We start from the raw sequence: 11861 nt of genomic DNA, 5'->3' as shown, positions 1-11861 counted from the left end.
ATTCACGCCGATACGTTCAGGGCGCACCTTCCAGATCCAGGATGGAGACAAAACAATGCGTAAACCCACACACGAGAACGACCCGGAGCAATTGGCCCGGATCTGGCGCGACGCATGCGGCGCTGCGCCAAGCAATGAACGAGTGTTCGTCAGCCGGACGATCACACCGTTGTACGGGGGCGGTGTCGAGGCGGGGAAGGTGGATGGCGAGCTGCCGATCCGCCCCAGCGGACTGCGCGGTCAGTGGCGGTTCTGGTGGCGCTTGCTGAACCGGCAAGGGCGCAGCCCCGCCGAACTCTTCGCTGTTGAAAGGGCGCTCTGGGGCGGCATCGGCGCGAAGGCGGCCAGCGCCAGCCAGGTGTCCGTACGCGTATCCGACGTCTCGAACGCGCAGTTGCTACCGGCCTTCCAGTTCAAGAAGAAGCATGATGGCAAGTATCGGGGTGTTCCCGATCCCGTCGGGGACGTGAATGCCTATGCGCTGTTTCCGGCGCAGGGGAAGCTCGCCCCGGGCGGGCACGCCATCGAAGAGCGCCCAAGGGAGGTCGCGAAACCGGGGCTGGGGTTCCGGTTGCGGATCGCCTGCGGGGACGAACAGTGGCCCGGGGTCCAGCAGGCGTTGCGCTGGTGGGCCAGCTTCGGAGGGGTGGGCGCGCGGACCCGGCGCGGTCTGGGCGCGGTGCGGGTCGATGGTCTGGAGCCCGTGACCGTGGACGAGGTCGCGGCGGCGGGTGGCCGGCTGGTGCTGGGCAAGCGGGGCGAAGATGCGGCGAGTGCCTGGAACGCGGCGGTCGATTGTCTCGGAGACTTCCGTCAGGGCCTCGGCGTGGGGCGTCGAGGCAACGACCGGAAAGACCCGGGCCGCAGCTATTGGCCCGAGGCCGATGCGATCCGGCGGCTGGCGAACACGCATTCCGCCGGTCATGCGCCAGAGCACCCGGTGTTGGGATGCTATCCGCGCGCCGCGTTCGGGTTGCCGATCGTGTTTCAATTCAAGGACAAGAATAAAGGGGATCCGCAGAATTCGACGCTGGAACCCGACGGCGACTTCGACCGCATGGCCAGCCCGCTGATCCTGCGCCCCTATTGGGATGGCGAGGGCTACCGGCCCGCCGCGTTGTTGCTCCCCGGCTGGGAGCAGGCGCTGCGCGGCAGCCTGAAGTTCAAGGGTTCAGGCCATCGAGGGCTGGCGACCTGGCCTGTCGATACCCGGGAACAGGCCGCGACCGCGGAGCGTATTCACCCGATGCAGGGGCACGGCGACGATCCGCTGACCGCCTTTCTGGCGTTCTTTCGCAAGGGGGTGAGTTGATGCCCCGGTATCTCGTCACGGTCTCGCTCGGTCCCGTGCAAGGCCTGATCGGAGCTGCGCGCCGGACGCGCGATCTCTGGTGCGGCTCCTGGCTGCTGTCGGAGGCTGCGCGGGCCGCTGCGCGGGCGCTGCATCGGGCACACCCCGGCTGCCTGATCTTCCCGGCACCCGTCGATCCCGAACGGGATCTCGAACCGCTCGATGCCCCCGGCGACGAGGCGAACATTGCCAATGTGCTGCGTGCCGAGGTCACGTTCGCAGGCGCTGCGCCGGGCGAGGCCGCCGACGAGGCGCGGCTGCGGGCGCTCTGTGCCGAGGCCCGAGACGCCGCCGTCCAGCGCCTGGTCGAACTGGGAGTGACCGCGCGGGCCAAGGTGCGCAACGCTGGCCCGCTTCGGGACGACGTTTGGCAGGCACAGATTCGGGACGTGCTGGAAGTATTCGCGGCTTGGGTGCCCGGGGACACCGGCGCCGCTAAGGACTATGCCCAGATGAATCAGCGCCTGGGTGCGGTGTTCGCCGCACGCAAGGCCACCCGCGATTTCGGGCCGAGCCGGCTCGAGGAGAAAGGCGCCGGTTTGCCGAAGTGCTCGCTGGACGGCGGCTTCGAGACGGTGCTGCCCGAGCCGCCCGTGCCGGCACTGGTACGGCGGTTGGCGCTGTCACGTGGCGAGCAGCTCGATGCGCTCGGCGTGATCAAGCGCCTGGCCGGGGATCCGGAACAGTTCACGGCCTACGCGCGGATCGCGGCCGATCCATGGCTCCGGCAATTGACCGGCGACCAACTGCAACGCCTGCGGGCCGCGTACGAACCGCTGGTTGCTGCAGGTCTGGCGACGCGGGTGCGCGGCAACGCCGGCTGCTACGGTGATTTCCCGTTCGACGCGCAATTGCTCTACGGCTTCCGGCTGCGCAATGCGCTTGCGCAGGAGGCCCAGGAGCCGGCAGAACGGGAAGCTTTGCTGCTACTTCGCCGTGAACTTGCGGCGATCGGCCGGGAGGTCGGACGCGCAGGCCGCCGCTGCGGCGAACCGGTGCCCTATGCCGCGATTCTCCAGGCCGATGGCGACCGGATGGGAAAGCTGCTGGCGCGGGCACAGAGCCCGGACCAGTCGCGGAAGGTCTCCCGAGCGCTGCACGGTTTCGCTTCCGAGGTGCGCGGGCTGGTGCGCGAACACCATGGGCATGCGATCTACTCGGGCGGGGACGACGTGCTGGCGCTGGTGCCGCTCGAGAGTGCCGTCGCCTGTGCCCAGGCGCTGGCCGATCGTTTTTCCGCAGCGCTAGGGCCGGTCGCGGAAGCCCTGGGGCTGCCCGCTGGCGAGCGACCGACGCTGTCGGTGGGGTTGGGCGTCGGCCACCTGATGGAGCCTTTGGGCAGCCTGCGCGCCCGCGCGCTGCGGGCCGAGCAACTGGCCAAGGGGGATGCCTTAGGCGCTGAGGACCAGCGCAACGCCCTGGGGATCGTGCTGGGCATTCGTTCGGGTGGAGAGATCGAGTGGCGTGCGCGATGGAATGACTCGGCGGCGTTACGCGAACTCCAGGATTTCACCGCAGACTATCGCGCTGCGCGCCTGCCGTCGCGCGTCGCCTACGACCTGCGGGCGATCGACCGACGGCTGTGCTGGCTGCCGCTCGCGGCCAGTGACGCAAGCCCCGAGGACCGGGCGATGGCCCGGGGCATGCGTGCAGCAGAGGTCCAGCGGATGCTGGATCGGGCGCGCAGGGCCGGTGGGGCCGAGAAGATCTCGCCCGAGCTGCAGGATCGAATCGCGCTTCGGGCCGGCGTGGTGCCGCTAGCGCAGTTGGCCGACACCCTGATCGTTGCCCGATGGCTCGCTGCCCGCACCCGGGCCGATGTGGAGACACGCTGATGGCGAAGAAACACAGAAAAGGTCCGCCGCGTTACTCGCGGAAGCCGCAGGAAAAACCGGCGCAGCCCGTTGGAGTGCGTCGCAGCGCTGTGCCGCAATCCGGGGGGGCTGGCGCAGCGGCTGATGTTGCCGGCGCGGCCAGGCCCAGCCGCACGCTGAGTCTGACGCCGCTGGCACCGATCATCGTACGCTCGGGCCGGCCCTTCGACGGCTGGACCGGGGTCGACCCGGCCCGGTTTCCGCCGCCCTCGACCCTGGCGGGTTGCCTGCGAACGGCTTGGGCGCGCGCCCAGGGCGTAGGGTTTCCGCTGGCACCGGACGCCGAATCCGCGGCTGCTTCCGCCGCCCGCCTGACCGGGCTTGCGCTGGCGGGGCCGCTGCTGCTGCGTGGATCCACCGTGCTCCTGCCCAAGCCGGCGGATGCGCTCTACTTCGGGCATGGCCGGCAGGCGCGTTGCGTTCGGGCCGAGCCGCGGCCGTTCGACACGGGTTGCGGAGCGGACCTGCCCGAGGGTCTGCTGCCGGTGCAACTGTCGCGCCCGGTGGAAGGCAAGCCGGGACCGGGGCCGAGTTGGTGGGCATGGCAGGACTGGCTCGATTTCCGGCGTGGAGGAGAGGTCGCGCATGCCGATCTGCAGCAGCGCGGCTGGTCGCCGCCAGCCGGGGACCGGCGCACCCATGTCGCGATCGATCGGGACCGCCAGGCCGCGGTGGAAGGCAGGCTGTTCCAGACCGAAGGCCTGGAATTCGCGTCGGATCCGAGCGACGCCGCCGCAGGTACATTCGGCGACGAACCGCTGCGCCTGCTCGCGCGCTGTGCCGAGCCGCTCGGCGCGGCACTGGTGACGTTGGGCGGCGAGCGCCGGCTGGCGGCCATGACGCCGGAGCCGGAGAGTGCCTGGCCGCAACCCCCGGACGGCTGGTTCGAGGATATCGTGCGGGCAGGGGGTCTCAGCCTCACCCTGGTCACGCCGGCAGTGTTCGCCGCCGGGTATCTCCCGGGATGGCTGGATGCGGATCGCGCGCCTCCGGACAGCGTGTTCGACGCAACCAGCCCGTCGAGGCCCCGCTTGCATCTGCGCGCCGCTGCCGTGGACCGCTGGCAGCCGCACTCCGGATGGGATCTGGCCCGGCAGCAGCCCCGGCCCACGCGCAAGCTGGTGCCGGCTGGCGCGACCTATTGGTTCGCACTGGCAGGCGATGCCGAGCTCGAGGCCCTGCGCGGGTTGTGGCTCGCCAGCGTTTGTGACGACGAGCAAGACCGGCGCGACGGCTTCGGTCTGGCGCTGCCGGCACCCTGGACCCCGGTCGCGGATTCGAACTGACGGAACAACCGAATACAAGGACACCATCACCATGCAACCGCGAATCTTTCATCTCCATGCTCTGTCCGCGCTGCATTGCGGCGTGGGGCAGGCCGCCGACGTGGTCGACCTGCCGATCGCGCGTGCTCGCGCCACCCACCTGCCGATCGTGCCTGGCTCCTCGCTGCGCGGTGTGCTGCGCGCCCAGATGGAGGGCGACCCACAGCGCGAGCCGGATGTGCCGGCGTTGTTCGGGCCTCGCGAGATCGGTGGGGCGGCCGACGCCTTTGCCGGCGCCCTCGCGGTAGGGGATGCCCACTTGCTGCTGTTGCCGGTGCGGTCGCTGGCCGGCATCGTCTGTTACGCCACTTCCCCCTTCATCCTGCGCCGTTATCGGCAGGATCTGGTCCGCGCCGGGCAGGCGGCGCCACCGCTTCCGAACGAGCCCAGGGAGGGGCAGGCACGGGTCGTCCCCGACTCCGTGAATCGGCAGGATGGGGTGTTGTTCCTTGAAGACCTCGATCTTCCCGCGCAGGAGGATGCGGCACTGCGTGCCTGGGCTGCCTGGATCGGGCAGGCCGTGCATCCGACCGATGCTGACGCGCAGACGGACCTCGTTACCCGCTTCGCGCTGCTTCCCGACGACATCATGAAGTACCTCGCTGAGACCGCGACCGAGATTCGTACCCGGATCGCGATCGATCCGGCTACTGGAACCGTGAAACGCGGCGCGCTGTGGTACGAGGAGAACCTGCCCGCGGAATCCGTGCTCTGGGGTGTGCAGGCGCTGTCCCGCTCGAACCGGCAAGGCGACGATCGCGATGCCGGGGCGCTGGCCGCCTGCCTGCCGGATGAGGAATTGCTCCAGTTGGGCGGCAAGGCTGGCGTCGGGCGCGGGCTGGTGCGTCTGTTGCGGCGGGAGGTGTCGGCGTGAGTGCGGGGAACCCACGGTCGTTGGACCTGCGCAGCCATCGCGTGGCCCGCGCCGCCTATGCGCGTGTGGAAGCCCGGAGGGCCGATGAACAGCGCAAGAAATACGGGGCGCTGGTGCACAAGCTGCCGGGGATGATTCTGCAGAACGGACTGGCTCAAACCACCGGCTTCCTGCTCGCAAAGGCGCAAAAAGAACCACATGCTTACGCGGCGCTGGAAGATTTGGTGGATGTCTTGACCCGCAGCGGATCTTCGACGATTCAAGGGGGTGCAACCGGTCTGCACGAGCGCGTGATCGACGCCGATCTGAACGAGACGTTGCTGCTGACCCGCCGCGCGCTGGAGGCGGCTGGTTGGATGAAGCGCTACGTGCAAGGCGTGCTGCGGATCGATGCTACCGGCACGGCCGAAGGAGACGATGCGGCATGATCGCCCTGATACGCACGGTGCTGCGCGAGCCGTTCCAGAATGCACGCAATGCCCATCCCGGGCTGCTGTTGCAGCGCGGCTACCCGGAGCACGAATCCGGCGCTACCGCGACAAAAACGGAGTATGTGGAACGGATCTGCCGGATCCCCGCGGGCGAGCTGTACCGGCGAGCTTATGAACGCTGGCAGCGCTGCACTGCGGATCCGCAGCGCTTCGCAGGTGCCATCCTGCGGCTGGACAGCCGTCTTTTCATCGGCCTGTCGGCGGGCGGCATGCTGGAGACCGGCTGTGCGATCCACCACAGCTACGGCGTGCCCTATATCCCCGGTTCCAGCATCAAGGGGGTCGTGTCCGGTTTCGCCCGCGCGCAATCGGGGTTCAGCCCCGCGGCCTGCAACGAACTCTTTGGTGCCGCGGCACAGGCGGGATCGCCAAATCCGGACGGACTCTCCGGCGTGATCGGATTCCACGATGCCTGGTGGGTACCGGACTCCGCAACGACACCCCTGGTGCAGGAAGTCGTGACCAGTCATCACCTCGAGTATTACGGTAGCGAGGGTGGCAGCGACGCGACCGATCTGGATAGCCCCGTTCCGAATGCCCAGGTCGCGGTCCGGGGCAGCTTCCTGTTCGTGATCGAAGGACCGGGGGCGGCCTGGCTCGATCTGGCGCGGGACATGCTGCAGGCGGCGCTTCAAGAGCATGGAATCGGTGCCAAGACGCGGGCGGGCTACGGCTACTTTTCCGAGGACACCGAACGTGCAGCCAGCTACCAACGTATGCTGCAGGATCTTCGGGAGAGCGAAGCGCGTGAGCGCGAGGAGGCCGAGGCGCGGGCCGCGTTCGACGCGCTATCGGATGAGGGGAAGGCGCTTTATCGCACGGAGGAAAAGCTGACTGGCCATCTTGCCCTCAGCGAAGCGGAACGGCGCATGCAGCGTTCGGTACTCGTGGCGGCCCTCAACCAGCTGACGGACGCCGCCAAATCGTGGCCGCCGGCGGATCGACGACGCGCTGCCGAGCTGCTGGAGCGTGCCTACGATGCGATCGGCTGGTTCGACCCGGGCAAGGACAAGAAAAAGCGCGAGAAACAGGAAGCCAAGCGGCGCGCCGCGATTCAGGATCTGCGCGGCTGAGATGCCGGCGGTGGATCGCCTCGCTTTTCGCAGTGGCGTTCGAATGCTGCGGCAACCTTGGCCAGCGGGTCCACTGTGCGCGTAGTGGATGGAGCGGCGAGGGCCGTGGGCGCGCCGCCCCGGACGGACATGAACGGCGGTTGTCGGGACAGGGAGGATTGATGGAAATCCAGGTTGCGATCGTTTCCGATCAGGTGCTTGCCAATCTGATTCCGGCGCTGATGGACCGCCCGGAGCGGGTGGTGCTCGTGTGTTCGGAATCCATGCGCCAGCGAGAGCAGGGCAAACGGCAGAAATCGGTTCTGGCAAGACACGGCGTGTCGGCGCATGTTTGGAATCGCGATATCCCAGAAGGGCCTCTGGATGCGATCCGCAGATTCGCCTGGGATCTGGCCGAGACGCTGCAGGACCAGCATCCGGAGGCAGCGATCACGCTCAACGCCACCGGCGGCACCAAGCTGATGATGCTCGGGATGGTCGAGGCGTTCCGCAACGTCTCGAAGCGCATCATCTACACGAACACCGCGCAGGCTCGGCTGGAAGTGGTGCACGACGAATCCTCGGACGAGAACCCCCCGCCAATGCCGATGGCCGATGTCCTCGATGTGCAGCAGTATCTGGCGGCGCAGGGATTTCGCTTGCAGACAACGGATGATCAGGGGCCGTCGTGGGCGGCGGGTGCCGAGGCACGGAAGCCTGCGACCAAGTTTCTCGGGCGTAACGCCTCGAAGCTCGAAGAATTGATCGGGGTTCTCAACGCGCTGGCCGCCAGCGTGTTTCTCCCGGATCAGCGTCGCGAGTCCGCTGATGCAATGCGGGACGCGCATCCGGTGCAGCACTTTCGCCGTAGCCCGCGGGGGATCTGGCGCGACGCCCTGCAGCAGCTTTGCACGGTCGGGCTATTGCGCTGGGATGGCGACTGCGAAATCGAGTTCCTCAACCGGGAGGCCGTCCGTTTCGTCAACGGCGGCTGGCTGGAAGAGTATGCGTGGCACATCGTGCGCGATGCCGGGGTGGCCGATTGTCGGGCCGGCGTACGCGGAGTCTGGGACGGCGCCGAGCAGGCGCGCAACGAGTTCGACGTGATGGCCTGCCACCGCAACCAGCTCCTGTTCATCGAATGCAAGACGCTCAAGTTCGACTCCGGACAGAACGACAACGAAATCGCCTACAAGGTCGAGAGCCTGGGCCGCGACACCCGCGGACTGTTCGGCCAGACCTGGCTGGTGACTGCGCGCACTCCCAGCGATGTGTTACGGGATCGCGCCCGGCAGGCCCGATTCGAGGTCATTGGCCCGTTGGAGCTGCCGAAACTGCAGCAACGCGTCAAGCAATGGATGGGTCATTTGCAAGGGGGTTGCGCGTGATGGGATACCTCATGCTCGGGTTCCGGTTCCTTCGCCGGACAGCGTTTGGCCAGCCCTCGCCGGACGATGTCGCGTTCCCGTGTGCCGATGGGGATCCGCCCACCGGGCCGAGCGGTGGCTGGATACGAGTGGCGGCACGGCCGGTGTCCGGGGCGCCGCGGCCTGCGCCGGGGAGTGAGTCATGACGCGTCGGCTGGTTTCGTTCCTTGGGACGGGTGACTACGCACCCACCCGATACGCATGGCCGGAGTTCGGGAGCCTCGAGACCGCGTACGTCGCCGAGGCGCTCGCGGTGCTCGGCAACGTCGACGAGGTGTCGCTGCTCGCCACGGACGACGCATGGCGGCGGCATGGGAGGCCTCTCGAGCGTTCCCTGGACGCGCATGGTAAAGCGGTCTGCCGAAGAGCTCTCCCGGACGGTCGCACCGAGGAGGATCTCTGGGAGCAGTTTCGGGTGTTGCGCGACGTTTGTGCAATGCGGGCGGAAGATGCCCTCTTGTTGGATATTACCCATGGCTTTCGCACCCAGCCGTTCTTTGCCGGCGCCGTCTTGTCGGTCTTGCGCGCCTCGGGCCAGCAGGGGCCCGACATCCGCCTGCTGTACGGCGAATACCGAAAGGATGAGCCGGAATCCCCTGTCTGGGACATGACCCTGTTCCTGGAACTGCTCGACTGGTCGCAGGCGTTGGGCTTGTTCCTGCAGACCGGTGTTGCGGATCCCGTCGTCGCGCTATCACGCCGGCAGGAGGGGCGCCAGCGCGCGCGTCAGCGGGCGGCCGGCAAGCGCGATTGGCCGAGGTTCGGCAAGCTGGCCACGGCCTTGAAGGCATTCGCGGACGACCTCGCGGCCGTTCGGGTGGCCAGCCTGATTACGGGCTACGAGCAGGACACGAGGAGGAAGGGCAAGGCGCGGGGCACTGCGGACCAACTCATGGCCGCGGTGGATCAGATGCGGGCGGAGGTCGATCGCAACCTTCCGCCGTTGTCGGGGATCCTCGACCAGATCGTCGAACTGGCTCGCCCACTTGCTGCGCCCAGGCTAGCGTCGGAGCAGGGGCAGCAGGCGATGACCGCGCTGGCACGGCAGTACTTGGCGTTCGGCCGCCTCCCGGAAGCGGCCGCAGTGGTCCGCGAGGCTGCGGTGTGCCGATACGCGGGCGACCCATCGGCTGTCGAGGTCAATTCCCCGAGCTTCTCGCAGGCGGCTCGCCTCGAGCTGGATAACAGTTGGACCAAGGCGGACCCGGACGCGAAGTCCATTGCTGAAGTCCGCAACGACATCGAACACTGTGGGTTTCGAACGCAGCCATTGTCGGCCGAAGTGCTGAAGGAGAGTGTCACCCGGCTGGTGCAACAGACAAAGGACGCCGGCGATGCCCCGTCAAAGCCAGGGCACGAAGGACGCACCTACTTTGTGACACGGCACCCGGGCGCCGCGGAATGGGCCGAGCAGGAGAGCATTCCCGTCGATGAGTTTGTGCACCATCTGGACACCGCCCGGATACAGTGGGGGGATACCGTGATCGGAACGTTACCGGTCCAACTGATCGCCCAGGTCTGCGAGCGCGGCGGCCGCTACCGCCATCTGACATTGGATCTTCCTGCCGAATTCCGCGGGCGCGAACTCACGGCGGACGAGCTCCGCGCCTGCCGCGCCCGACTGGAAACGTTCACCGCGCGGTGCGTGGACTAACGGGGGCCGCGAGCCGGCTGGCATGTTGCACGTCGATCCCCGCCAACACACCGGTTTCGGCACGGCGCGGCCCATGCCCGAAGGCGTCGCGTGTCAGCTGGCCAGCAACAGCCGCTCCCAGCATTCCCTTGGTGAGACGATCGGCATGCCCCCCAGATTCTTCAGGTCCAGCAACAGCTGGTCGCCAGTGACGAACAGTTCCGCTTCGGCTACCAGCGTGGAGCCGACGATCGGCCGGTCATCCGGATCTCCGATCGAAGGGAAAGCTTCGGTGCCATCGGGAACAATCCTCAACCGTCGCAGTACTTCAAGGGAAAATTCCAAACTTGCCGGAGTTGCGCCGAACTTGGACTGCGCGATGCGCAGGTACTCCCGGACCACCGACTCCCCGATCAATATTTCGTATCGGCTGCGGAGCAGTCGTGCCAGCGGAACCACGGCAACGCGAGCAGCGCCGAACCCGGAAAACACGAAAGGATGCGCGATGACACCGAGTGCTGAACCCCATCTCCCTCTCGCCCGCTACCGCCTGCACTTTCGCGCCGGCGGCGAGGTTCGGCTTCCTTACTTTGCCGGCTCGACCTGGCGCGGTGCGCTGGGCCATGCGCTGAAGCGTCTGGTCTGCGTCACCCAGTTGCCGCGCTGCGCAGCCTGCGCGCTGGTGCATGTCTGTGCGCATGCCTACCTGTTCGAGACCCCGCCACCCCAGAACGCGGAGAAGATGCGCAAGTACCCTTCGGTGCCGCATCCGTTCGTGCTGAATCCAGCGGTCGGGGTGGAACGGGTGGGCTTGGGCGAGTCGTATGTCCTCGATCTGACCCTGATCGGGCACGGCAATCGTCACCTGCCGTACCTGCTGCACGCGTTCGAGCGTGCCGGGCTGGCGGGCATCGGCAAGGGCCGCACGCGCATGGAACTGGAGGGCGCGGAACGGGAAGTCCGGCCGGGCGCGGACACCTGGCAACGCGTCTACGAGCCCGGGCAGCCGGTCGAACTCCTTCCGGTAGACGCTTTGCCGATCCCGCCGTCGACCGGTGACCGGCTGAGGGTCGAGTTGCGGACACCCTTGCGCCTGCGCCGGGAGGGCCGGCCGGTGCGGCCGGACACCTTCCGCTTCTCGGACCTGTTCTCCAGCCTGCTGCGCCGAGTGTCGATGCTCACCTATTTTCATGCCGACCATCCGCTGGAGACCGATTTCGCGGGCCTGACGACCGCGGCGCGGGCGGTGCCGCTGCTGGATTCCCAACTCACATGGCGCAGCTGGAACCGGTTCTCGTCGCGGCAGAAAACGGAAGTGGCGATGGATGGCCTGCTGGGCACGATCGAACTCCCGACCGAGCGGATCGCGCCGTTCTGGCCCTATCTGTGGCTGGGGCAGTTTGTACATGCCGGTGCCGGCACCAGCATGGGGCAGGGCCGCCTGCAGCGCATCCCGTCCTGATCCGTTCGTTCTTCCGCAAGCTTGCCGGCCGCGCTCGGTGGCCGCCGCCGCGCGATACTGGCGCTCAGTCAGCAACGTGGGGCCGCCATGAGCGAGCGCGACTTCTTCCTTGCCGCCTACGATGTTTCCCGGCCGAGCCGTCTCGCGGCAGCGCTGAAGCTGGTGCGCGCGTACGCGACCGGTGGCCAGAAATCCGTGCACGAGGTGTTCCTGACCCCGGCCGAGCGCGGCGATCTGCTGCACGACATGGCGATGATCCTCGACGAGGAGGAAGACCGGTTTCTGCTGTTGCGCCTGGATCCGCGAGCGCGGGTGTACACCCTCGGCAAGGCCCAGGCACCCTCCGACCCCGATCTCTTCTATCTGGGCTGA

General features: G+C 67.6%; 11 protein-coding genes. 10 read left to right on the top strand and 1 reads right to left on the bottom strand.

Annotated features, from left to right (window positions below; genetic code table 11):
• Positions 1-55: 55 nt before the first annotated feature.
• The 8 genes from cmr1 (at position 56) to csx16 (ending at position 10048) form a co-directional block, all read left to right on the top strand.
• Positions 56-1312 carry a type III-B CRISPR module RAMP protein Cmr1 gene (gene cmr1 / locus THITH_RS09005; RefSeq protein WP_006747391.1) on the top strand — a complete coding sequence of 419 codons (1257 nt, stop codon included), beginning with the start codon at positions 56-58 and terminating at the stop codon, positions 1310-1312.
• Entirely contained in the window at positions 1312-3186 is a 1875-nt protein-coding gene (gene cas10 / locus THITH_RS09000; protein WP_006747392.1) for a type III-B CRISPR-associated protein Cas10/Cmr2, read from the top strand. Before cmr1 ends, cas10 begins: the two co-directional genes overlap by 1 nt.
• Positions 3187-3260: 74 nt before the next feature.
• The gene (locus THITH_RS08995; RefSeq protein WP_232222180.1) at positions 3261-4511 is read left to right on the top strand and encodes a type III-B CRISPR module-associated protein Cmr3; all 1251 of its coding nucleotides are present in this window, start codon (positions 3261-3263) and stop codon (positions 4509-4511) included.
• 31 nt (positions 4512-4542) lie between these two features.
• Positions 4543-5424 carry a type III-B CRISPR module RAMP protein Cmr4 gene (cmr4, locus tag THITH_RS08990; protein WP_006747394.1) on the top strand — a complete coding sequence of 294 codons (882 nt, stop codon included), beginning with the start codon at positions 4543-4545 and terminating at the stop codon, positions 5422-5424.
• 20 nt (positions 5425-5444) lie between these two features.
• Positions 5445-5852: a type III-B CRISPR module-associated protein Cmr5 gene (cmr5, locus tag THITH_RS08985; RefSeq protein ID WP_025367420.1), complete on the top strand. Its 408-nt coding sequence runs from the start codon at positions 5445-5447 to the stop codon at positions 5850-5852.
• Entirely contained in the window at positions 5849-6988 is a 1140-nt protein-coding gene (locus THITH_RS08980) for an RAMP superfamily CRISPR-associated protein (RefSeq protein ID WP_006747396.1), read from the top strand. The genes cmr5 and THITH_RS08980 overlap by 4 nt, the downstream gene beginning before the upstream one ends.
• A gap of 161 nt (positions 6989-7149) precedes the next feature.
• The gene (locus tag THITH_RS08975; RefSeq protein ID WP_006747397.1) at positions 7150-8355 is read left to right on the top strand and encodes a Card1-like endonuclease domain-containing protein; all 1206 of its coding nucleotides are present in this window, start codon (positions 7150-7152) and stop codon (positions 8353-8355) included.
• A gap of 181 nt (positions 8356-8536) precedes the next feature.
• The gene (csx16, locus tag THITH_RS08970) at positions 8537-10048 is read left to right on the top strand and encodes a CRISPR-associated protein Csx16 (protein WP_006747398.1); all 1512 of its coding nucleotides are present in this window, start codon (positions 8537-8539) and stop codon (positions 10046-10048) included.
• A gap of 93 nt (positions 10049-10141) precedes the next feature.
• Here the strand turns inward: csx16 and THITH_RS08965 are convergent, their stop codons facing one another.
• On the bottom strand, positions 10142-10429 hold the full coding sequence (locus THITH_RS08965; RefSeq protein WP_232222179.1) for a hypothetical protein: 288 nt from the start codon (positions 10427-10429) through the stop codon (positions 10142-10144).
• A 103-nt stretch (positions 10430-10532) separates the two neighbouring features.
• On the opposite strand from THITH_RS08965, the gene cas6 reads away from it, so the two are divergent.
• A complete protein-coding gene (cas6, locus tag THITH_RS08960; protein WP_006747400.1) occupies positions 10533-11489 on the top strand; it encodes a CRISPR system precrRNA processing endoribonuclease RAMP protein Cas6 in 957 nt (318 codons plus the stop codon).
• Between the two features lie 87 nt (positions 11490-11576).
• Positions 11577-11861, top strand: coding sequence for a CRISPR-associated endonuclease Cas2 (locus THITH_RS08955; RefSeq protein WP_006747401.1), 285 nt, complete (start codon positions 11577-11579; stop codon positions 11859-11861).

This window comes from Thioalkalivibrio paradoxus ARh 1, assembly GCF_000227685.2.
Lineage (GTDB): Bacteria > Pseudomonadota > Gammaproteobacteria > Ectothiorhodospirales > Ectothiorhodospiraceae > Thioalkalivibrio > Thioalkalivibrio paradoxus.
This window is presented reverse-complemented; position numbering and strand designations above follow the sequence as displayed.